This is a genomic window from Bacillus thuringiensis (assembly GCF_001595725.1).
Classification (GTDB): Bacteria; Bacillota; Bacilli; order Bacillales; family Bacillaceae_G; genus Bacillus_A; species Bacillus_A thuringiensis_K.
Window position 1 is genome coordinate 155431 of sequence record NZ_CP014283.1, and the last position, 25011, is coordinate 180441.

Here is a 25011-nt window from a genome sequence, read left to right on the forward strand (position 1 = left end):
GCAATGGTTTTCATTTTTAAACAACTTTATTATTTTTTAAATGACTTTATTCTCAATTTAACAACTTTATTGTCATTAAACATAAAACATGTGAGATAGCTTGAAATTTACATTTGTTTTATAGTTAAAATATTTATCCATTTTTAATGAACCACTTTTTCCAATCTCTAATGCTTTTTCAAAATTCATCTTAATCCATAATAAGTTGTTTAATATGGAATTGCTATCTTCTTCTATCTTTAGATAGTCTTCACCATGTTTAAGTATACGATCATCGTTTCGGTGATTCGTTGAAACTAAGATACACCCTGTCGCCATTGCATCAGCTGCAGCAGTAGTTGGAAATCCATCAATAGCAAAGTTATCTTTTGTACTACAACAGATAACTATATGAGATTTTACATATAAGTGTTTTAGTTTTTCGAAATCTAATATGCCCCAAAAAGTATAATTCTTGTTTGTTAACAGATGTAAGCTACCTTCCCAGTTTCCTACAATATGTAAATGAAATTGATCATCAAGTTTATTAAATGCTTGCGCTAATAAAGGAAATCCTTTTCTTTCTGCATTGTGAGCCACAAATATTATCTGTATTGGCTTAGAATTAACCTTTTGATTATAATGATAAAAATCTGTATTAATCACTCCTGGAACATAAATACTATTTTGGATAGTATTTAATACTTCATTTGCATTAGAGAATACTGTTTTACAATGCTTAGATACTATATTTAAAAATTCAACAGAAGTATAAGGATCTAATCCCCCACCTGGATATAATGTAGTATGAATGTTAATATGATTTTTCTTTAAAAAAGTAGCTATATTATGTTGGGGATTTGCTCCTGGCATTTGTGTCCCGTCAGGAAGATAACAAGTGCCTAATAAACTCAACACGAAATTTAAAAAAACACAATATATATCGGTAATTCCTTCTTCTTTCGCTATCTTATTGAATAATTGAAAATCATGTACTTTGGTTGGGAAATCATCTGTATATACCTCAGTAGCAAAGTAAAGAGTATCGGGTCGTTCTTTATAGATTTGGTAATTCTCCCAATAACGAAATCCACTTAACTTCCAAGGGAATTTGGTATCAATTACCGCAAGGCGTCTTTGAGATTTATTCTTCATTTTTAACCACTCACTTCCATCTTCTCTCTTGCAACCGCAAATAAAATTGTTTCTTGAGCATAGATAGTATAGTGGCCTAAATAAAATTGATATCCCAATTTTAAATCATTAATAAATTTCATAACATTAACAAAATCACTGATTTGATGATAAATCGCAATAGCAAGCGTAGGGCGGAATGTAGTTATAGAATGGATAGCGCCTTTTAATGCATTCATTTCAGCACCTTCAATATCCATTTTAATAAAATCCAATTTATGAATTTTTTGTTCTATTACTAAATTATCTATGGTGATGGTACTAACTTTATCTGTAACGCCTGATTCTTCAGAAATTGAAACAAAACTCGCAGCACCTTGATCTTTATAATATAACGAAGTATTTGAATCATTCCAAAGAGGATGTTTAACAATTGTAATATGCTTTTGAAGTGTTTCATTTAAATTGATGTTTTTAGACATAATTTCTAAATTGCTTGGGATAAATTCAATTGTATAAACATGGCCCGTTTCTCCTACTTCATGAGCGAAATAAAGCGCAGTATCCCCAAAACATCCACCTGCGTCAATAACGATGTCTCCTTCTTTTACTTTTATTGCCGGTGAAATTTTATTATATTCATACTGCTTATCTAAAAAAGTCGCACTAATTCCCATCGGAACATAAAATAATTGCAACTTATACTTTAAGGGAGTTAACTCAAACAATTGTAGCGTCCAGTTATGATAATTAGTTTGAAGTGTTTCTGTAGAATGGATGAGGTTTTGAATAGATTTTCTCTGATTCCAATAATCAAGAGTATTTAAAGGCAACTTGACTTTATGATTTCCTAATAATCGAAATGCCAAAAGTTTGATTAATAACTCTTTGGAAAAGGGGTCGCTCAAATTGAAGTATAGTTCTTCAAGTCCTTGAAGGTGCTTCATAATTTCTTCTTTTTCATTATGGATATTTACAACAATTGAATCAATGGTGGGACGAACATGCATAAGTTCAAATAACTCCATATCGATATTATAGTAATAATGGTTCTTTAAGCAATTAAGAAGTTCCATTATAAGTGTATCTAAAAATCCAGAAGTAGACTGCATATTATCGTTATTGTTAATCTGGATTGCACGTTCTGCTAAAAACAATAATTGATTTACTTTGTTGGATAAATCAATATTGTTAGTCATTTTCATAACATAGGATAAATAATTTGCTGCTAAATATATTCGACCACTAGAGTAGTAAATCTCACCTAGCTTTAATAGTGTCTCAGGATCATTTATATTTGCAATTAAAAGTTTTTTTAACTCTAACTCCAGTAAATTTGTTTCATGTTCCATTTTTAAAGTTACCACCCTTCTTTTAACATAAATTATATTTTACTTTTTCCAGATACTTAAATATGTGTAAATTGAATTCACTTCTTATGGCTGTTGTTATTTGAGACACCGTTATAAGATATTATCTGCAACTAAAAAATAGAAGCTTATATTACAGAAATTTATATCATCTCGCTAGAAAGAACGTCTGTACAAAGGTAAATTTCAACTCTTTACATATCAAAATAAATTCGAGTAACAAACAATTTTTTGTTACTCGAACTTTATAAGATGTTACGATCGAGAAATTTATAAAAAAGCTCCCTCCCTTTCTATTTAGCCTATATAGAAAAAATAACGTTTTTTACTTTATAATAATGGAAATGTTTAAGAGGATAGCAAATATATTCTAGCTCTCTTAATAACAAAAAAGATTACATATAAACTTGCCAGAAATTAAAGCCTAACCTTGCTGGGAATCACATGTTATTAAGAAGATTTCGTTGATAATTTAAACGAAAAGGAAAAATAGCTTTGCCTCAAGTACAAAAATACTAATAGTCTATCTCAGATTTTTAGAATTAGATAGAAGCACCACCACTGCCTATCAACTGAATGTTTTGAAAGTACCTCCAAACTTTATCGGCATTTAGTTACTTATGTAGATAAAGCTCATTTTGTACATCTAGTAGTTTATTTTTTAATCTATGTCGGACTTTTACTTGAATATAAATTCAATAAGTCACATTCATTAAAAAAACTCTGATTTCCATAATGTATATGAAATCAGAGCGTTTTTTCGGTAGATCAAACTTCAATATTTTCAATAGGTCTTTTTTTAAAATACAAATGGCCAAATACATGAAAAAACTCCGCTTTTAATGTCATCCCTTATTTTCTATATAGAGGTGCTATTTTATCAATGCGATTTGTCCAAATTCCACCTGTATAATCATCTGGAAGGCGTTTTATATCTTCAGATGAATCAAATCCACTTGAAAATCCAAGCCCATTTCCTCCTACAACGATAATTCGAGTATCTGCTTTATCCATTCGATTAAGAAAACGATTAGGCCATCCCCAAAGCAAAGGAGCTACTTTATCTGGTATATGTAACTCTCCATGCTTCATGCTTGAAGGTATGTAACCAGTCCACCCTAACGCCATATAAGTAAGAAGATCCTTTTTCATGGTTGCTTTTGACATCGTTCGTAAACTAGGGATGTGCTCTCTTATCGCAGCAATCGGCTTATCACCACCATATACTGTTAGTTGAGCAAGGCGTTTCGCTGGTAGTTTCTTGAGGTAAGTAGCCAATTGGATTCCTTCATTTTCATCATCACTTTTAATATGAATAAGAAAAGAACGATCTGGAAAATGGTTAAGTACTTCATCAAGTGTTGGCATAAGATTAATCCCTTTTCCACGAAACGGGAATGTTTTTCCCCCGTCAGCTGTATACCCGTAACCAATATCAAGTGCTTGTAATTCTTTTGTTGTAAAATCTCTTGTAACACCTTTACCATTAGTACGGCAATCAAGAGTCCAATCATGAAAAATGACAAAATTATTATCTTTAGTTGGTTGAACATCAAACTCTACTAGGTCAGCTCCAGCTTTAAATGCCGCTTCCATAGATGGAATTGTATTTTCTAAATAAGAATGTTCAGGTTCATGTATACGTTCTGCTGTACACGTATCCCCCTCAATTCCCTCCATGCTAAATGTTTGCGAAAGTCCTCGATGAGCAAGAAGAAGAGGATTTCCCTCGTCCCTCTTCACAAAAAAAGAACTGTTATTTACATAAACAAGTACGAAAAGAATAAAAATTATCCAAGTCGTTTTACGTTTAAGTAACTTTTTTATTTTATTCATTGTATTCTCCTCTTAAATATTAGTTAAAATGATTTAAACAATATCCGGCATTTAAATACTTTTAAATTCTATAGCTTATCCTATTCCTTTGCAATGGAGATTATAAACAATTGCATGTTGCTATTTTTATATAAAGCAGGAGCGATTCAAAGGTATTTTTTAACTATTATGTAGTATCATTTTTAAGAAATTATGTCTACTTTAAGGCTATCTTAGTGGCGATGGACATGTAGTGCTCTCAATAATAAGTTTTCTTCCACAAACAAAAAGAACCATAACCTTACCGAAACGGCAAATTTATGGTTTAAATCACAATTTTATCCGCACAATTCTATAACTTTTTGCAACCTACTAGTAATCGTATAATATCCCCTTACACACACATGTCTTTGTTTATTTTTTTGAGATAATTTGCAGCGAAATCTTTTAAAGACTCAGGAATTAATGTTTTTTAAAAATTCATTTTCTAATTCCACTATCTTTCTTTTACGAGCTTTTATTTTTCTTACGGGCACCCCGACATACACATACCAATCATCTAAACTTTCTTTTACCATACTCATCGCGCCGACTGCCGCTCCTTCTCCTATTACTACATTTGGAAAGATAATAGAATGCGCACCAACAATGGCATGCTTTTTTAAGATAACTTTTCCAGCTTTCACATTTTTATATTGATGTGGAACAGTCGGTCCCATTAATGTATTTCCGCTAAAATCATCAATTGCTGCATATACAATTGTTTTTGATGAAATATTTGCAAAATCATGCATTTCAATCCCCATTTCTCCTCCATATAACGCTGTGTATGCCGCTATATGCGAATAACTTCCAATTGTAATTTTGCCACTTAAAATGCAAAAGTCATCGATTCTTACATTATTTCCAACAGATATAGCACCTGGATTATATATACTGGTTTTTTTACTTATTAATACATTTTCCCCGACAGATAGAAAGCCAATTTCGCTCAACTCTTCTTGACTATAAAAACTATTCATCTGTGGACACCACCTTCTGCATTAAACACATTATAATTTGCTCCACGATTTCTTTCGTCATTCCTTCCCATAAAGGTAGACTAATTATTCGTTTTGCTATCTTATTTGTATTTGTTAAATCTGTAGACTTGTAGTTTTTAAAGAAATCTTGTTGGTGACAAGATGGTGAAAAATATGATCTAGCTTCTATCTTTTGCTTTTTCAACACTTCTATTACTTGCATATTGTTAATTTTTTCTGGACAGAGAATAGGCATAAATTGATGAATAACTGCTTCTGTCTTTTGAACTTGCCAACCTTTTTTCATTAATCCCGTACTTTGTAATAACTGTTTATACCATTCAGAGATACGATTTCGTTCTTGCATTTTTTGATTCCATGTATTTATCGTTGCAATCCCAATAGCTGCTGCATATTCAGTCATTTTACAGTTAAACCCCATCATCGTACATTCACGATTATGATCAAATCCAAAATTCCCCATTCTTTTAATTTGATTTATCTCTTCCTCATTATGGCTATATATCATACCACCTTCACCAATTCCGAAAGGCTTTGTTGCATGAAAGCTATATACAATCATACCACTAAAATTCTGACCATAATGTATACCCTCATGCATTAATCCAAACCCTGGTGCCGCATCTACAACAACCGGAACACCCTTTTTCTCTAATTCTTCATAGTCTTTCAAGTCCATCCATGATCCGAATGTTGCATATGGAACAACAATTGCAACCTCTTCTTTTAATTCATCAATCTTATCCAAAAGTACCGTTTTATCCATACACCAATCATCTAATGAAATATCAATAAAATAAGGCTCCAAGCCACACCAAATAGCTGCCAATGGAGTAGCAGGGAATGTAAAACTAGGCATAAGAGCATACTTTCCTTTTTTTCTTTTCTTAAATTGAATTGCCGCCATTAACCCTAGTGTTGCGTTTGCTACTGTTGTAACAGCTCCCCTGTTCTGAAAAAATTCCGACATAATCGTTTCTTCAAAACGTTGATTTATAGGTCCATAATTTGTATATATATGGGATATATCAATTCGCTCTAATTCATCTAAGTACTCGTTTACAGGTACAATTGACGCACGTAAAAAAGGAATATTATCCATATTCATCTATTCCTTTCTATCATTTTCGGACAATATAGAGCATATCCGTTTCAGATAATCCGAATTTCCTAGCAATGTCTATTCCTTGTTTCTCAGCTATGTTATACAATTCCAACTTAAAGCCTGCATCAGTTAATCGTTGAATAAATCCTGATCGATTATAAATTCTTACATGATCTTCTTGACCAAAGGCTATTTTTCTCAATAATGGCGTTACAATAGATTTATCCTCTATAATAAAATCTACATTCATTACGATTGGCACTTGAATAATTCCCCATCCATTTGGCTTTAGTACCCTATATAATTCTCGCATTGCTTTTTCATCGTCAGGCACGTGTTCTAATACATGACTACATAAAATAACATCAAAGGTATTATTTTCGTATGCAATTCTCGTAATATCAATTTCCTCCATTAAAGAATCCTTTGGTACTAAATCCCCACATATATAAGTAATGTTTTTAAACTGGCTAAGCCATCCTCTTACCTTCACTTCAGGTGCAATATGAAGCATAGTATAACTCCTACTTAACAAATCCGTTTCCGTTTCAATGTACGCACGATACAACCTGTCACGATCCATCGAATAGCAAACTGGACAGATACCTGTATCTTTATTCCACATCTCAAATTCATATTTTAGAAAATCATAATGTGCTGGCCAAGGAGAAAAACTTTTAAATTCTTGATTGCAATATTGGCAATAACAAATATCTTTCTCGAATATATGAGTAACTAGTTTATTTAACCCGCTTTTTATCTTTTCATTATAAATTTGATTTAGTTCTCCACTTCTTACTGCATCCTTCAGTATAAATCCCGCATTCTCCAAACAATAAGATAAGCTCTCTTTATAATCTCGTTCAGCACTTAAAAACCCACTATTATGTGCATCTGTAATTAATTCAATCCATTCTTCAATTGTCATTAATATAAAGTGCATTTGTTTTTGATTTTGTCCACTATGTTGTCTAAAGTAGCTAAGAGGTTCCTGTATATAAACTACTTTTCCTTTCCTCATCATATCTAACCAAGTTGCAATGTCATTAATAGAAGAATACGCTTTCCCCTTAAAATAACCAAATTTCCCTCCAAAAAAATTACGATTAAACAAAACCGTTGTAGGTTCTCCAACTACGTTTTTCAAGTTTTTCAACATATAATTCCCTAGTGTTTTCCCTTCAAAAATTGTAGTTTCTGTGGCAATTTTTACATTCAATGTTGAGGGTGGTAATATCTCTCCATTCTCATCAATCAGTTCACGATACGACGTCACAAATGCAATGTTTTCTAATTCAGAAAAGTATTTCATCATTCTCTCAATCTTTTCATGATGAAATAAATCATCATCTAATAAAAAATTTATATATTCACCAGTAGCAAGCTCTATACATTGATTAAAATTTTCAGCCACCAATGGATTTTCATTTTTAACATATGTTATATATTCATATTCTTTTAAGTATGGTTGGATCATTGCTTTTACTTCATCATTTGTACTATCGTCAGAAATTATAATTTCTATATTTTCATAGGTTTGATTCAAAGCACTTTTGAGGGCTAATTCTAAGTAATGAGGTCTATTGTAGGCAGGAATTAGTATACTGACTTTTGGAAGGTGCGAGTTGATATTCATACGCTGTTTTTTCTTTTCAATATTTATTTTCTTTAGCTTGATTTGTTGATAGTAGTCCAATGAATATAATATGGATGATGGAACAATTCTTCTTGCATAGTCTAGAAAATTAGTAATAGCTTTATCTAACTCCTCTTCGGAAGATAAGAAACCATATTTTTCTCCAGCAATAATACTATGCGAAAAATCTTCTAAGCCATCCATCATTTTATTAGATTCATTTAACTGCTGATTTGAATGTAATCGAAAGTAACTGAGTGTCTCCGCTATATATACTGCTTTCCCTTTACTTAATAAGGATAACCATGAAGCTACATCTACGTTGCAAAGATACCGCCTTTTATCAAACACACCATACGGTTCTGTTAAATCACTTTTACGAAATAAAACCGTTGTCGGTTCTCCTATATAATTCTTTTGATTCATAATCACCATATTTCCTAATTGTGGCCCATCTATAATCGTATCTGTATAAAATAAACGCATCGTTGAATAAACATCTGGTGATAGGTTTCCTTCTGCATCCATTACTTGGCGATGGGATGTTACAAGCTTAATTTCATTATCTAGATCATTTAAAAAGTATTTCATCATTTTTTCAATTTTATTTATATGGAATAAATCATCATCCATTAAGAAATTTATATACTCACCTTTCGCTTTATGAAATAACATAAGTGAGTTTTCAAACTGTCCAAGAGTTGACCTATTTTTTATATAAATAATATTTGAATGATCATACAAGTACTTTTGTAACACTTTCTCTGTTTCGTCGTTTGTACTATCATCTCCTATTATAATTTCTATATTAGGATACGTTTGTTCTAATACACTACATAAAGCTTTTTCAAAGTAGTGTGGACGATTATACGTAGGAATTAATACACTTACTAAAGGCGTGTGATTTATTTCCTTTTCATTTGTACCATTTTCCATTCTATTCCTCCGCTTTTTTATTTATTTTCACTTTTGAAATATACATGCTACTACAAATCTATTTATTAGACGAACTAGATCTGAAAGGTGTTGCGAAAAACAAATAAATAGCTTTAAAAACAGCATCTATGTTGACATAGTGTAGAATAAACCTTGATAAATTTTTTCGTCCCATTTTATTTATTTGTAAAATGCGGCATTCTTTTTTCAATAAATGCCTTTACCCCCTCCTTCACATCTTCTGTTTGAAATACTTTTCCAAAGTAACGCGCTTCAATCTCAAGCCCTTCTTGTAAAGGTACTGCTGCCCCTTCGCGAATTGCCAACTTCATATAGGCGAGAGCGGGAAGAGAAAATTTACTTATATCCCTTGCAATCTCTTTTGCTTTATTTAACGCCTCTCCTCGAGGGGTAATGTAGTTAACCAAGCCTATTTCTTTTGCTTCTTTAGCTGTAATCGATTTCCCTGTGAACATCATCTCTTTTGCTTTCCCTTCCCCAATTAATCTAGGTAAGCGTTGGGTTCCTCCAGCCCCAGGAAATAAACCTAACGTAATTTCCGGTAATCCAATTAAAGATTGTTCTTCTATTATCCTTAAGTCACAAGCAAGTGCTAATTCACATCCACCACCTAGCGCTAACCCATTAACAGCAGCTATAGTCGGTTTAGACAGATTCTCTAGTTGCTTAAGAGGTTGTTGCAATTCTAATGATTTCATCTCGGCATATTTTTCACCTTTGCCCATCCAATCTGGAAATTCTTTTATATTCCCTCCTGCTACAAAGGCCTTTTCTCCACTTCCAGTTATAATTACGACTGAAATATCATTATCAATTTCTATTTTCTCTAATACATCTACTAATTGTTGAACTACTTCTAAACTTAAAGTGTTGACTGGTGGATTTTGAATTGTAACGACTGCAATACTTCCTTTTTTATTACAAGTTACTACTCGTTCATTCTTCATAAAAAATCCCCTTTTAAACTACCTAATTTTTCACAACACCAAGCACCTTTACTTTACTCACCATCAGCCTAAATTTCCAAATATGGTTCCGCTTTTAGAAATTCATCAATTTATTGTATGAACTGTAGAAGCATAAAATGAGCAATCCTTTCTTGGCACCATTTTATAATCTCAACATATTTTTGAATTGTTCTTTTACTATATTAATTGGCTTCATGTTTCTTTGGTTTCCGTTACACAGTTTCTAAAACTGGGATGACTCTTAGAAAAAATGAGATAAGAAGTATGATACATGAGGTACATTAATTGAGAACAGTTTAAGAAAGACACTATTTTAGTAACCACTTGTATTTAAGTCTTTCTTAACTAATTTGTTGTAATTACAAATAATAAAGCAACAATGGAGTTATTTACGTTTAAAAGTTTAAACAAGTATAACCCCGTTCTATAATTAGGACGAGGTTATACTTAAAATCGTTTAATTTTTGATGTAAGATATTCACTACCAAAAAATATAACAATAAATTCGTTTAAAAATGAATTCTTTGGCTCTTTTATATATTTCTTCTTGAGCGTTTATACATTTTCATTGTAACTAACCAGCTAGTAATTGTGATTCCTGCAAAAATTAATAGCAAATTACTATACAAATGAGTGGACGGATCAGCATTTATAGGTAATAATTTTCGATTTAGCAAATGTATCGATAATAATCCACCTACAATTGCAATACCCATTCCTTCCGATAGAAAACTTGTGAAATTAAGCAAACTCATTCCAGCACCAGCTTCCTTTTGTTCCAAACTACTTGAAACAATGGTAGAGATAACTGTTTTCGTAAAAGAAAGCCCGCCAAAAACAAACATTACTATAATTGTTATGACCCAAGGCGTTGTTTCTATAAAAAGGACAGCTACTAAAAAGCTTATAGAAAGAAATGCAACTCCAGTTGTTAATACAAATAGAGAACCTTTCTTATCAACAAGCACTCCACCAATATAACCGAAAACGATAACACTCATTGCCCCAGGAAAAATAATCCCACTTCCAATTGCGGCAGTACTTAATTGGTAGACATCTCTCATCATATAAGGAACCATCGAAATAAATCCTGCTACGGTTCCCAATATAAGTCCTCCACAAATGATTCCAATCATAAATGATATATTTTTTCCTAGCGAAGGATTAACAAAAGGATTAGACACTTTCCTAATATGTTTAACAAATATCAAGAAACATATAATGCTAACAACTAGAAAGGAAATTCTATAAGATGTCGTAAACATTATAAAAAATACAATACAAACGGACATAAATATTATTCCTTTAACATCAATACTCCCTTTTATTACATCTTCCTGTTTCAATAATTTTGCAAGGAAGGGAACAGTGATAATCGTTACAACAGGCAAAAGCAGTATATAAGACCAATGAGAATATTCGGCAATTACTCCACCAACAGATGGTCCGACACCTTCTCCCATTGCTACAATGGACCCAATAAGCCCAAATGCTTTACCGCTATTTTCTTTTGGAATATAGCGCGCAACAACAACCATTACAAGTGCTGGAAATGCAGCTGCGCCAGCTCCCTGAATAAACTGAGCCAAAATAAGTACAGAAAAGAACGAATGTCCAACAAACCCGATAACTGATCCGAAGCAATTCACTATAATTCCAAATAAGAGTAGCTTTTTGATGCCTAACTGATCTGATAGTTTTCCATAAACAGCTGTTCCTATAGAAAAAGTTAATATGAACGCTGTGTTTATCCAGTTTATACTTGCTGGTTCCTTATTAAAATCACTAGCAATATCAGGTAATGAAACATTCAAAACCATTTCGTTTAAAACACTGAAAAAAGAAAGAACACAGAGCCATAATAAAATTTGATTATGGCGTAATATTGAATGTGAATGAGATGAATTCACACTTTATCCTCCAATAATAAGGGTAGACGTAGTTTATAGGGTCATTGATACGCTTTCCCTCTTTAAATGTACCCAATTATATTTATTGCACTTCATAAATAATTCCTCCCGAAAAATGATTTATATATTATATCACATATATATAATTTAAAATAAAACATATTCTACAATACGTTGTGCATAGATAATAAATTAATCCGACAATCCGTAAATAACATATTTGAGCATAAAGAAATAAAATTCCTTAAAGAGAAGCAGGTTGAGGTTCTTGAGAGTCAAGCTTATTTTGAAGCTGTGGCAAAGATGATTGAACAAAACAATTTAATTCTTTTAGAACAGATGAAAGCTCTACAGCTAATTCAGAAATAACAAACTTATGATTGATTAATTCTACATATGCTTCCATAAATAATGTATCTTTATTTATACCATCAGCCTCTGTTTGTACAGGGGCTTTTGTTGTGCGTTGATTCATATTTTGAATTTGAATGGTTTCTTTCACATGTACGAATAGATCTTCTAATAAACCTGGTGTAGACTCTAATTCTTGTTTTTCAATTTCCTCTGTGACAGCACTTATAAATTCCCATAGTACTTTTGCACCTAGTAGTTCTGCTAATCGTTTTTCACGTATTTCAAATGTTTTCATATTCATATTGAACACTTCCTCTTCTGTATTTTTTACTATTAATTGGACTATCTAAATTATGATGGAACAGCTATATTAGCAATCAAATTCTCTACCTCCCTTATTGTAAACTATAGTTTACAATAAGGGCTAAAAATAGATTCCACGCTTGTTCCTAAAACTTTTGCTATTTTTATAGCTAACTTAACGTTAGGTTGTTTTTTATTATTCTCTATCTCAGAAATATAAGTGCGCGATAAACCAACTTGTGCCGCTAACTTTTCTTGTGATATTAGTTTTTCTTTCCTTAATTCAGCTATCTTATTCATTGCTCTACTCCTCTCCACTTATGTATTCATATGATTACAAAACAATTGTAAACCATAGTTTACTTAATCGTCAACAATGTTTTACATGTTTTTTCTCTATTTTAGTTTCTTTTTGTAAATTATTGTTTACAATTGTACTAGGAGGATTATATATGAAGAAAACTCTTGGTGAAATTATAAAAAATTATCGTTTAACAAATAAACTATCCTTACGCGAGTTTGCTCAAAAATGTGATGTTAGTCATACTTATATAGACAAACTTGAAAAAGGTGTAGATTTAAGAACTGGAAAACCTGTAGAACCCACACTTTTAGTAGTAGAAAAGATATCAAATGCCATGAATATAAGCACAAAATCCTTATTAGAAGAAATAGGATTCATTACAAGAGATAATATTGAGGTAACTGATACAGAATTAGAACAATGGTTTAAAGCTATTAAAAGTGCCTCTCCTCAAAAGCAGGAGGAATTAAAGAAGTTTTGGGAGTTTTTAATACAAAAGGAAGATTAAATTAGCTAAAAGGCCCCCACCTTAATAGAGTTTATAAAGAGATTATCAATGGTAAAAAACGAACTGTAGTATTAGTTCGTTTTTTATTATGCACTTATTTTATATACAGGATTATTTTTTTATTGTAAATATACGGTAATTACACATAATAAAAATAAGTTTTTAATAATAAATGGAAATGTGGAGGGTAAGATAAGTAAATAACCAAAACGTATTAATAGATTTATTCTATGTAAATCATGATACATATATGGAATCAAAACTATGGAATTTTATGTAGAGATTAGATTAATACAAGATGAAAGAATTATAGCGAATACACTCGAAGAAAAAAGGCTTTCGATTAAATTAATGTTATAAAACTACTTAAGGTGATAACTATTAAACAAAACGAGAATATACTTAGAGGGAATTTCAAGTGAAAACATTTGGTAAAGCATCATTAACAGGAGCTTTAGCTTTAGGCGGTTTCACGGTTATGAACATTAAAACACCCGAGGCACATGCTGATGGAGCAAGCGAGTTCTGTCGTTATATCTGTGTCCCTAGCGAAACGGTGAACAGTGTTACAGTTCAATTACACGCTACTGAATACAGATTTGGACAAAACGTAATTGCAAAAGTTACAAATAACCGATCTGAAGATATTCATTACAATGTCAGCATCAAAAAGAAATATGGAGATAGCTGGGGAGAATATGAAACTTTCTTCAATTGGAAAAATCAATGGGTCCCAGCTGGAGGAAATGATGAAATTATTACTTTCTCAGGATATGACGAAAATATTTGGGACACAGGCACATTCCGTTATAAAGTTGAAATCGTAAGTGCTGACGGTTCTTTAGATACAATTTATACAGCAGCAATGACGGTAACAGGGCGATAGCTCATGACTGAATTCCATTTTTTGATAATTAAGTTGATATAAAGAGAAGAGGGTGTCTCAAAAGGTCGCTAAAAATGACCTTTTATAGATAACCTCTTTTTAATAATAAATGAATAGATACAGAAATAAGAAAGCTCCTAATATTATTCGATAATCTTCCTTTGATTTAAAAGCCTTTGTTTCATTATAGTTTGTTTTATTTGACCTTTAACATTTTTAGTTTTTATTTGTTGCTTTTCGATAATTACATCTGAAAGGAGATTAACTAGTTGAGATTTTTCAAATTTATTCATAGTATAGAAAGCTTGATAGTAAAAGAGTTTCATAAATATAATTTCTTTAATTAACTTAGACTTTGTAGATTTTAACAAGAGTTCATATTGTCCAATGTAACCTTCTAATCTTAAATCACCATATAAAGAAACCAACATTAACTTTTCAAAATCTGTGCTAGCCTTTAAAATTTCTCTTTCTATACTAATTTTTAATTTTGGAGTACCTAAATTCTTTAAAGTAAAACTTTGAATTATTAACGGAACCCCCACTGTTAACATGTAGATTTGCTCATCATCCTCTTTCATCTCTGCATCTACCATGCTATTCTCATTTTCCAAATCGTCATATAGAAATTGATATAGAAGTTTATATATTACCCCAACTAACTTACAATATTTCTCTATCGCTAAGGACAAAGCTTCATTTTTCATTTCAACTTCAATCAATTCACAATTTTTCAAAACACTTGAGTATAGTTCCAGATTCTTAATAAACTCTTCCTTAACTTCCTCTTTTCTATTATCCTTAATATGGGATAGTTCTGCTGGTTTTTCATCCTTAGCATCCAAGAGAATATCTTTTTCCTCATCACTTAGTTTAACTTCCTTTAAATTTGTTTTAATATTTCCTTCTTCTATTGCTGAAAATATTACTTCTTTTACTGGTAATCTTGATATTTCCCTTATGTCTATGATTTCATCTATTTCCTGAAAAGATTCCAATAACCTTTCTTCAATGATTTTCAGAATTTCATAACTCTTTCTTTTTTGGTTTAATCCTGTGAAATATGTAATTTCGTTTATATAATCCAAGTAGTTAGTTTTACTTAATATTTTATCATACAGGCTTTCATCTTCAGCCATTTCTACAGCAATAAAGTATTCTAAAAAGCAGGTGAATCTAAAATAAATTTTATTACCATTATTTAATAAAATTCCTTTTTGAAAAAAAGTTTCCTTTAGCTCACTACTAATTTCTAATCCTTTAGAATTAAAATAATGGACATAGTATTCCTCAAATCGGCTCCTTTCAATATAACATTCGTTATTATCTACCATTTTCCTAGCAATATAAGCCAAGAAATCTTTTTTGATTTTATAGCCAACCGTCTCATACTTCGCTTCCTCGATATGCAACTTTTCTAATAGAGTTTCAATAAAATTTTCAACTAGCGACGCTTCATTGACAGGAACAAAATTAGATTGTTTTTCTAGGATCCACAGCATCAATGAAATAAACATAGGTGTTCTAGGTACTCCAATACTTTTTATACTTGCAATTACCCTATCTAAAATTAAATCATCGTTTATATCCTTAAAAGAAAACCAATTTTTGACTAACTGCCTTATTTGTCCTCTTCTAAAAGTGTTAATGTAATACTTACTATAATTAAATCCTAAGTTAGGTAGATCCTTAATTTTCATAGTTTGTAGTATGTCTTCATTCATAGCTACTATAAATCTATTTCCACCAAATTCTTGGCAAAATTCAACAAATCTCTCTAAGTTTTTTGAGTTCTTAAGATTAAAATTATCAACTAATAATACACAGTTCCCTTTTTTTAAATTTTCACTTATATCAAAATCTACAATATCATAATTAATTAAAAAGTTTTGAATCGCTTTGTGTACTACATTCTTCCCTTTTGGCAATTCATTGAAATCAATAATAACCGGAATTCTTATATTCTCATGTTTATTTAGATAGAAATTACAAATATAGTTAATTAACGTAGTTTTACCCATCTCCTTCTTCCCAATGAGTAAAATATTCTTATCAGAATTCAAGACATCCGTTAATTCAAGGTTCTCATCATCCATTAATTCTTTTTTAGCATTACCACTTTCTTCAGGTTGTGTGGTTAGAAATGGCGGAACAAATATATCATTTATTTCTTTAGGTGCCATTGAGTCAGAAGAAACAGAAAGAAGTTTATTATTTATATCTATAAAAACTTTTTCTTTTAAAGTCTTCTTAATAGTTAAGTTTTTTTTTAATGTTTTATCATTTTTTTTTTTATTCAAACTTAACTTCAGCAAACCATCTTCTGCTATCCTCTCAGCTTTACCAAATACCCTTCTTGCCCCATCATAATATTCTCTCAATATGACCTCAAGTTCATTAGATTCAAAATTAAATTTTAGTATAGAATAACCATTATAAGTTCTTCCTTGAAACAGAGAAGCACTTTTAAGAAATACTGTATTGTAATTATCAAATGCTATTTCTTTATAATTTTGTGAATGAACATGTCCAGTCATTACCATATTGAATCCCGTTATTAACCTATCATAAACCGATTCTCTATCAAACTCCTTGTACCACTCGATAGGATGATGTAACATGGCGATTTTATAGTCACAATCTTCTAAATCATTTATAGAATTATCAACCTGTCTTTCCCCTAACAATATCTTCGCATAATCATCATCCCCACCAAAGGAACCCCAAGCTGTATTCAAGCAAGCCAGACCAATTCTAGTATCTCCATGATTAAAAATATATGTTGAATACATGGGATTACTAGTATTCAAGTTTGAATTTTCCTTATGTAGCTCACCATTAAATTTATTATAATTATCAAGCCTTACTAATAATTGCTTGTTTTTATCAATAGTGTCAATAAAATAATTTAAATCATCTCGATTATTAAACTTATCAGTAATATTCCCATCAATAAATTGGTTAATAGAATCTCTATTAACTTCATGATTACCTGGAACCATAAAAAATTCATTAATAGAAAGACTAGTAGATTCTAGAAGTGGGTTAATAAATCCAGTCTTAGCTAAATTAAATTGCTCCATTTCATTCCCTCTATTTACCAAATCACCATTAAACAAAATATAATCAACCTTTAAATCTAACTTTTTAATATCTTTCCATAATGCATCTAGTACTATATTTATGTCTTTAATATTTTTATTATCAAAGTGTAGATCTGAAAGATGTAATATTACTAATTCCATTGAATTCTTACCTCCTAAAATAATAATTATGTCATAATATAAAACCCCATGAATATTATAAAGTATTAACTCATTAGGGAAGTGATTAATTGAAACCTAGTAAACTATTTAAACAATTAGAGAAAGAAAAAAATAAACTAAAAATCAAAAAAAAATTGAAACAAATATCCAAGAAGATAAGTGACGACAAAAAAATATGATAATATCTACAATATTACCAAAATTAATCATATTTTTCACTAAAATATTACATCTCCTATATCTCCAATATTTCCTGATCAGATGAACCGAGAAACTGTATATTAATATTTAATAAGTATCTAATTATTGCTACAATTGAATGATGAAACAAAACAAGATTAGAATGCACATTATTTGATGACACAACATAAAAATTTTGAAAAAGAAAAAGAAGCTTAGAAACAAAGCCCCCTTTTCTAACAATTCTTTTTTCCTAAATATAAAGTTCAACTTATCTATTTCATGATAGAATCCGTGCCTCTCTCTGAATTTAAATAACACCACTCTCCTTATTCAGAAATTACCACTATGTTTTAGGTTTTCTTTTATTAGTTTTAACTTCTTTTAAATTGTACCTTTTGATACTAATGATAAATTACACATTTTTTAAAGAATAATTCTTATGCTGGATATATTTAGGTGTAAGATTAATATAAAGAAAATTAACACTAGATATTCACACATTAGCGATTTTAAGTATAATTAAATACAAAAATTGTTGCGATGAATTAGTTGAATACTCAAATAACAATAATAATATATACAAGTGTGAAGAAATGAAAAAAATGCTTCAATCACTTCCTAAATGAGAAACAGATTGAGATTCTTGAGAATTAAGCTTACTTTGAAACTGTGGCAAAGATGATTGAACAAAACAATTTAATTCTTTTAGAACAGATGAAAGTTCTACAGCTAATTCAGAAATAACAAACTTATGATTAATTAATTCTACATATGCTTCCATAAATATTGTATCTTTATTTATACCATCAGCCTCTGTTTTTACAGGGGCTTTTTTTATACGTTGATTCATATTTTGAATTTGAATGGTTTCTTTCACATGTAGAAATAGATCTTCTAATAAACCTGGTGTCGACTCTAATTCCTGTTTTTCAATTTCTTCTGTTACTGCACTAATAAACTCCCATAGTACTTTTGCACCTAGTAGTTCTGCTAAGCGTTTTTCACGCATTTCAAATCTTTTCATATTCACATTAAACACTTTCCTTATCTAATATTTTCTTGAAAATAACTAATAATTTATTTCGTTTTAGGAAAACAATATAGAAACATAACTTATCACGCTTCAAGTTACACAAAACGTGACATTACTCATCAAAAAAAAGAGTCCAATTAAAATTTAGTACCTTAGCTATATTCTTTGCCACAGGAACACTTGGATTTCTTTCACCACTTTCAATCATTGCATACATACTTCTAGATATTCTTGCCTTATATGCAATATAATCTTGTGTTTTCTCTTTATTTTTACGTTTTTCCAATAACCAAAACCTCATTATTCCCCCTCTTTCATTGTCACAAAATGTGTAACTAATAATTATATTACATAATAATAAGTTTAAAATCAATATTTTTTACACATTTCGTGTACTTTATTAAATGTTACATATTGTGACGTTATAATTGATGTAGAAAACACCTAAAAGGAGGTAGCATATGTTTGGCACTAGACTACACACTCTTCGAAAAGAACGCAAACTGCGTCAAGAAGACATGGCAAAACAACTAGGGATTGCTCGAACTACATATGCAATGTATGAACAAGGAAATCGAGAACCTGATTATAATACATTGATAAAATTAGCCACCTTTTTTGAAGTATCTATCGATTACCTCCTTGGTACAACTGAAATAAGACAAATTACAGACGTACAAGATCCTGAGCTTTATCAATGGTTTGAAGATATAAAAAATGCGACTCCTCAAAAACGTGAGGAATTAAAAAAGTTTTGGGAGTTTATAATACAAAGAAAAGACTAGATTATTTAAAAGACCTCCACGTTGACAGGATGGAGGTCGCTGGTTCGAGACCAGTCGGGGTCATAGTTTTCAAGAGATTGCATTCTACAAGGGTTTGTAGATGTTAATGTTTTATACCTTACATACCAAAAACCACCCTAGTGTTGCGGTCATTTACTTTTTAGGGTGCAAGTCATTCACGTCTTCTTATACGGTAAACCAAATTACCGATATAGGGAGGCGTTTTATTTTGTCTAGAACAGGTAAAAGAGGAAAAGCCAAGTTAGATCGTACAAACATTGAAGTTACACAGGTTACAACTTATACATTCCAAGAGTTATTTAACATTTATATGTTTGCAAAAGAAACAGAAGGTCTTGCGAGAAGAACCCTCGAAAATAAGAAGGGATATTTCTTAGTATTTCACCGATATTTAGAAGAACATCATGAAGATGTAACACCTAATACACTCGATACAAATACCATTTTAGAGTTTTTATATTACTTGAAGAATGATCACGTTAAGCATAAAATCAACCATTGTGTTAAGGAAAAATATAAATCCGTTGGTGTTTCAGTTTCTTATATAAATACTATCATGAAACATATGAGAGCATTCTACAACTTCCTCGTTGAAGTGGAATATATACAATTAAATCCTTTTACAAAAATTAAGTCATTAAAAGAAGCACAAGATAATATAGAAGCATTATCCGTTGATCAATTAAAAACTTTACTTAAACAGCCAAATCAACGAACATACGCAGGATTTAGGGACTATGTATTAATGATGTTACTTGCTGATACAGGCATGCGAATTAGTGAAGCGTTAAACCTTCAACAAGAGGATATTGATTTTAAAACGAATGTGATTGAATTAAAGGATACTAATACAAAAAATCGTAAAACTCGATATGTACCTATTTCCCAAAAGACTAGTAAGCTACTGCGTGAATTACTAGTTGAAATTGAGGGATTTGATACTCTGCATATATTTACTACTGTTTATGGAAATACCGTTGATCCTGCACGATTTAGACAAAGATTAAAAACATATGGTAATAATGCAGGAATTAAAGGAGTAAGAGTCTCTCCTCACACTTTCAGACATACATTTGCAAAGTATTATCTGCTTAACAATGGTGATGTAATGACCCTTCAAAAGATTTTAGGGCATTCATCAATTGAGATGGTTAGGAAATATGTAAATATTACAAGTAAAGATATTATAATTCAACACAATAAACATAGTCCAATTAATAATTTATAAAGAAAAAAAGGGGAACAAAATGTTCACCCTTTTTCTATACGAAAATTTACACATTAAAAGTACGTCTATTAACATTGTTTTCTTTTGTTGTATACGGTAATGAGTTTAACTTGGGTTACAGGAGTGTTAGAGCTACTAATATATCCAATAGATCTACCTTACATACAAAAAAGACTACCTTAAAGAGTGCCTATAATATTTACTTAAATTCATTAATTAACTTTTTGAAAAGGGCTGTTTATAGCTCTAACAAGTTCATAAAATTAATCCCTGTAATCCCTTGAACTTTCTAGTTGAGAAAGGCTTCTTACTTAATACTATTTTTGAAGTATTTAAATTCGGTTTTTGCCTAACTAGGTGTTCCCCTTGTACCTTGTCTAATTCATCCTTTCACTAGCCATTGTAAAGCAATTAATATCCTCAAAATTTTTTAATTCTCCACAATTATGTTTTTTAAATCATCTATAGTATCTTCATAACTATCTAACCTTACTGTTTTCACCTCTATTTGTTTACCTTCATAATGTAATAAATCCCAAGTTGGATATTCTTTTTCCTTAATTAGACAGGGATAAAGTAGCACTGCCTTTTTGGCTTCTTTATAACTAGAAACATATGCATACATTTGATATATATCTTCAACCTTTAAAGACGATTTAGACCTATATTCAACTGCTTTCCATTTCGTATCTATAATTATTTGATAACTGTTATTTTCCCCTAAAACAATATCAGGTTTTAAATTGAAGTTTTTTTGTTTTGTTTTTGTATTCAGTAAAAGGTATTTACTCTTATCTTGAAGTAATACTTTTCTTCCCTTTCCCTTCCATATCTCCTTGATTAAATAACCTATATATTTTTCGTATAAGGTATTCATTTCAAATAACATGGTAAATCCAGAACTACTCCCAATAGAGGATTCATTCGCAACATTTAAGAGAATAAATCTGGCTAATTCAAAACAGGATGAAAACCTTTCATTATGCCTATTTAGTTTTGTCATTTCTAATGTTTCTCTACTCATAGTAACAACACTTACATTACTTAAATCAAATATGGCTTTTTTAGTCCTATTAATAATTTTATTGTTATAAACTTTGTTTAAAATTCTAATACAGGCTAATTTAAAAATCTGATTCAAAATATTATCAGAACTGTATTCACTATAAGCATTATAAGCCCTTACTTTATTTGCATAGTTATATTTAACCTGCTTATTAAGTAATAATTTCCCCCTTATTACATTCAAGTTTTCTTCCTTATTTACGTACTCAAAATACAAGCCTTTATTCAGTTCCTTCAACAAACTGTCAATATATTTTTCGGTTACTAATTCTAATAAATTATAACTTTGTAACCTGGAGTTTATTTCCTTATCTAAATTTAGTTCTAAATCCATACATTTCGAAAGCATTCTTAACAATATTTTCTTATCTGTATTTTTATCTTCACTTAATGATATTTTAGGAAGTATTTCAATAGTCAAATTTTCTATATTTAAAATACCTACATAATTAATGAATCTTATTTTCTTATATTTGTTTTGAATTATCTTCTCTATATCATATTTTTCATTATTTTCCAAATATTTAACTAATACATTATATTCTTTTTGTGTTAATTCATCTGCTTTTGAACCAATTCCTATCCAGTCAAAAGATTCTCGCACACATATATATTTATTCATATATTTTTAGTAGCTCCTCGACTCCAATTGTATTTTTTATATGGTATCTATCTACTATAGAGAAATCTCCATCAACTGCATCATTAAATAAAATTTCAGGATTGGCTTCTTTTTTGTATACAATGTATTTTTCTTCATTTGATGTTCCTATACCACCTAATACTAAACCAACCTTATAGAAATCTTCATAAAAATATTCTTGTAATAACGGAATTATCTTATCTTTAAAAGTCTCTATTATGTCTTCTAAGGTTAATAAATTTATAAAATATGCATGTCCTATCTTATGATCTCTATCGTATAAATACTCTATCCTGTCGTTCATTTTCTTTAACATCTTATGTAAATCTATTCCTCCAACATTAGTTAAAAGCTCCTCCTTAGGCATTACCTCTGCAAATTTGAATCTTCGTCTTAATGCTATATCAATTGGTGCAATAGATTTATCTGATGTATTCATAGTACCTATTAGATGTAGATTAGGTGGTAAAGCAAATTCATCTTTAGAATAAGGAAGTTTTACTATTATTTCATTTTCCTGACATAGCCTTTTATCCTCCTCCAATAACGTTATTAGCTCCCCAAAAATCCTCGATATGTTACCTCTATTTATTTCATCTATTACAACAACATATTGGTCACAATTAAAAAAATTAAATGTACTGCCTTGATTTATATATTTCATAACTACTTGTTTTTTCTTTCTTTTTAACTCTTTCTCATCTAACTTCTCTTCATTATCTACAATCTCAGCTGTACATTCGTACGGTAAGGCACTAAACATAGCTTGAATAGCTACTTCTTTTAATATTCCATCTTCAACTATAAAGTTACCACTTCCATCTGACCTCAAACCTTCAATAAATTCCTCATAACCATATGATTGATGAAAAGTACAAAACCTAGTCCTACCCTTCTTTTGTAATTTTTTTATTTCCTCATTTATTTCCTTTCTATCTATTTCTTTGTTATTCACCATAGAAGGATTTGTAATTTTTAATATTTCATTTGATATATTATATGTTTTCCCTGTACCCGGTGGTCCATACAAGATAGTGTTTTTGTTCTTTCTGAGCTTAGTAGTTAAAAAATCAAGAACCTTATTTCCCTCTGAAACTTTCAAATCTACAGTGGAAGAGTACTCGTATTTCTTATTTTCTTGAGATATTACCTCTAATATTAATTCTATATTTCCTTCTGTATTAATTTCTTTTACCTTTCCAATAACCCTACAAACCTGAGGTTCAGCATTGGTCTTAGATAAAAATTCTCCTATTATTATATTTTGTTCTTTTGCTAATAGATTTAGCTTATCTAAAATAGTTCTCTTTCCCTCCTTACTCGGAATATATTTAAACTTAATTTTCATTTCATTATTATTAACTTCAATATTCTCCAAACCAAAATATTTGAATCTGACATACCATTTCGTTATTTCTTCATTTTGTAACTTATCAAAGCCTTCTAATGTCTTAAATTCAGGAAAGTCATAAGTACCTTCTACCTCAGTGAACGCCATAAAATCAATAGATTCTCTAACCTGAGTTGATTTCTCTATAACTTTTACTGGTAATGAATGTCCTATACCTTCTATAAATTCGTACCCCTCTTGAAGATTCTGCTCTATTTTCCCTAGTATTCTGTTTACTTCTAAAAAGCCGTTCTCTTCTGTATCAATTTTTTCGATTAGCGTCCACTGTATGTAATCACCCTTTTTAATATTTAAAAATGATTTAATCGTTGTCTTAAATCTGTGTTCTAACTCTTTATCTGAGTTGATAAACTCTGTTAAGTTTAACTCACTTCCAAGCCCAAATATTACCTTATTTTGTTCGAAATACTTCTTGATATCTTTGCTATAGTTAAAAGTTTCTATCTGGTAGTAGTTGCTTTCTTTTAAAGAATCATATTTCACTGGACATTCCTCCATAAAAAGTTAATTTTTATTATTGCCTTCATAACAGTACCATCCCATTCTTCCTTCTACTGAGACAATTCGGATTATAGTATTCATTGGACTTGTCTTAATACTGTCTGCAAGCTGATATACCATAGTAATCACTATTTCATATTTAACCTAATCCTACAAATGAAGTGTTACTCTTATCATGTCTAAATTTTTTTCCTATTTGGGCTCTATGAAAGAAACATTCATCTAGAATTGTATGTTTTAACCAATTTTTGTGCAACAAATTATTTTCATACGAGGATTTAAATTAATTAAGTTAGAACAAGAAGATGTATTTCGCATTTTACTGAAGTTGCAGGAGTGGAACTGCCTCCCCTGCCCTAGACATGTATGAACCCGTAATTGGTACAATGCTTCCCTCGCACTCTGTCGCTCATATTCGTTTGATTACCTAATCTTAATTGTCTGAAGAACACCATTTAAAGATAAAACTGTTGTCTCAAAAACGTCCCAAAAGGTGTCCAACGACTGTACGAAAAAACAACGAAAAAAGGTTAGTATACGTCGGACTGATCAGGCTATCACTAGCCATCAAAACCCTTGATATACCAACCTTTTTCTTGTAAA

At 30.5% G+C, this 25011-nt stretch carries 20 protein-coding genes; 4 read left to right on the plus strand and 16 right to left on the minus strand.

Annotated elements, in window-relative coordinates:
- Positions 1-75 precede the first annotated feature (75 nt).
- From AXW78_RS26835 to AXW78_RS26885, 11 genes are all read right to left on the minus strand, one after another.
- Positions 76-894, minus strand: coding sequence for a glycosyltransferase (locus AXW78_RS26835; protein ID WP_033690397.1), 819 nt, complete (start codon positions 892-894; stop codon positions 76-78).
- A gap of 242 nt (positions 895-1136) precedes the next feature.
- Entirely contained in the window at positions 1137-2465 is a 1329-nt protein-coding gene (locus tag AXW78_RS26845; RefSeq protein ID WP_000399734.1) for an FkbM family methyltransferase, read from the minus strand.
- An 870-nt stretch (positions 2466-3335) separates the two neighbouring features.
- Positions 3336-4319, minus strand: coding sequence for a glycerophosphodiester phosphodiesterase family protein (locus AXW78_RS26850; RefSeq protein WP_046946523.1), 984 nt, complete (start codon positions 4317-4319; stop codon positions 3336-3338).
- Between the two features lie 434 nt (positions 4320-4753).
- Entirely contained in the window at positions 4754-5320 is a 567-nt protein-coding gene (locus AXW78_RS26855; RefSeq protein WP_001084202.1) for an acyltransferase, read from the minus strand.
- Positions 5313-6443, minus strand: a complete 1131-nt coding sequence (locus AXW78_RS26860) for an aminotransferase class I/II-fold pyridoxal phosphate-dependent enzyme (RefSeq protein ID WP_061884915.1) — start codon at positions 6441-6443, stop codon at positions 5313-5315. Before AXW78_RS26860 ends, AXW78_RS26855 begins: the two co-directional genes overlap by 8 nt.
- Before the next feature lie 19 nt (positions 6444-6462).
- Positions 6463-9018, minus strand: a complete 2556-nt coding sequence (locus AXW78_RS26865) for a glycosyltransferase (RefSeq protein ID WP_000427372.1) — start codon at positions 9016-9018, stop codon at positions 6463-6465.
- 176 nt (positions 9019-9194) lie between these two features.
- Positions 9195-9986, minus strand: coding sequence for an enoyl-CoA hydratase (locus AXW78_RS26870; RefSeq protein WP_061884916.1), 792 nt, complete (start codon positions 9984-9986; stop codon positions 9195-9197).
- A gap of 554 nt (positions 9987-10540) precedes the next feature.
- Positions 10541-11917, minus strand: a complete 1377-nt coding sequence (gene tet, locus AXW78_RS26875) for a Tet(L)/Tet(K)/Tet(45) family tetracycline efflux MFS transporter (RefSeq protein ID WP_061884917.1) — start codon at positions 11915-11917, stop codon at positions 10541-10543.
- A 33-nt stretch (positions 11918-11950) separates the two neighbouring features.
- A complete protein-coding gene (locus AXW78_RS35780) occupies positions 11951-12013 on the minus strand; it encodes a tetracycline resistance efflux system leader peptide (RefSeq protein WP_106081929.1) in 63 nt (20 codons plus the stop codon).
- A gap of 148 nt (positions 12014-12161) precedes the next feature.
- Entirely contained in the window at positions 12162-12572 is a 411-nt protein-coding gene (locus AXW78_RS26880) for a hypothetical protein (protein WP_061884918.1), read from the minus strand.
- A 104-nt stretch (positions 12573-12676) separates the two neighbouring features.
- Positions 12677-12874: a helix-turn-helix transcriptional regulator gene (locus AXW78_RS26885; RefSeq protein ID WP_061884919.1), complete on the minus strand. Its 198-nt coding sequence runs from the start codon at positions 12872-12874 to the stop codon at positions 12677-12679.
- A 152-nt stretch (positions 12875-13026) separates the two neighbouring features.
- On the opposite strand from AXW78_RS26885, the gene AXW78_RS26890 reads away from it, so the two are divergent.
- Together AXW78_RS26890 and AXW78_RS26895 are read left to right on the plus strand one after the other, a co-directional pair.
- Positions 13027-13386, plus strand: coding sequence for a helix-turn-helix domain-containing protein (locus tag AXW78_RS26890; protein WP_061884920.1), 360 nt, complete (start codon positions 13027-13029; stop codon positions 13384-13386).
- Positions 13387-13804: 418 nt separating this feature from the next.
- Positions 13805-14272 carry a hypothetical protein gene (locus tag AXW78_RS26895; RefSeq protein WP_061884921.1) on the plus strand — a complete coding sequence of 156 codons (468 nt, stop codon included), beginning with the start codon at positions 13805-13807 and terminating at the stop codon, positions 14270-14272.
- A 143-nt stretch (positions 14273-14415) separates the two neighbouring features.
- Here the strand turns inward: AXW78_RS26895 and AXW78_RS26900 are convergent, their stop codons facing one another.
- The 3 genes from AXW78_RS26900 to AXW78_RS26910 form a co-directional block, all read right to left on the minus strand.
- Positions 14416-17517, minus strand: a complete 3102-nt coding sequence (locus tag AXW78_RS26900; protein WP_061884922.1) for a metallophosphoesterase — start codon at positions 17515-17517, stop codon at positions 14416-14418.
- Positions 17518-18328: 811 nt separating this feature from the next.
- A complete protein-coding gene (locus AXW78_RS26905) occupies positions 18329-18751 on the minus strand; it encodes a hypothetical protein (RefSeq protein ID WP_061884923.1) in 423 nt (140 codons plus the stop codon).
- Positions 18752-18866: 115 nt separating this feature from the next.
- Entirely contained in the window at positions 18867-19055 is a 189-nt protein-coding gene (locus AXW78_RS26910; protein WP_061884924.1) for a helix-turn-helix transcriptional regulator, read from the minus strand.
- A gap of 160 nt (positions 19056-19215) precedes the next feature.
- Between AXW78_RS26910 and AXW78_RS26915 the strand changes: the two genes are divergently transcribed.
- Entirely contained in the window at positions 19216-19539 is a 324-nt protein-coding gene (locus AXW78_RS26915) for a helix-turn-helix domain-containing protein (RefSeq protein WP_000468117.1), read from the plus strand.
- 229 nt (positions 19540-19768) lie between these two features.
- Positions 19769-20788 (plus strand): tyrosine-type recombinase/integrase, encoded by a 1020-nt coding sequence (locus AXW78_RS26920; protein WP_061884925.1) that lies wholly within the window; start codon positions 19769-19771, stop codon positions 20786-20788.
- 430 nt (positions 20789-21218) lie between these two features.
- Here AXW78_RS26920 and AXW78_RS26925 read toward each other — a convergent pair whose 3' ends face one another.
- Entirely contained in the window at positions 21219-22475 is a 1257-nt protein-coding gene (locus tag AXW78_RS26925) for an McrC family protein (RefSeq protein ID WP_061884926.1), read from the minus strand.
- A complete protein-coding gene (locus AXW78_RS26930) occupies positions 22468-24390 on the minus strand; it encodes an McrB family protein (RefSeq protein ID WP_061884927.1) in 1923 nt (640 codons plus the stop codon). Before AXW78_RS26930 ends, AXW78_RS26925 begins: the two co-directional genes overlap by 8 nt.
- Positions 24391-25011: the final 621 nt, after the last annotated feature.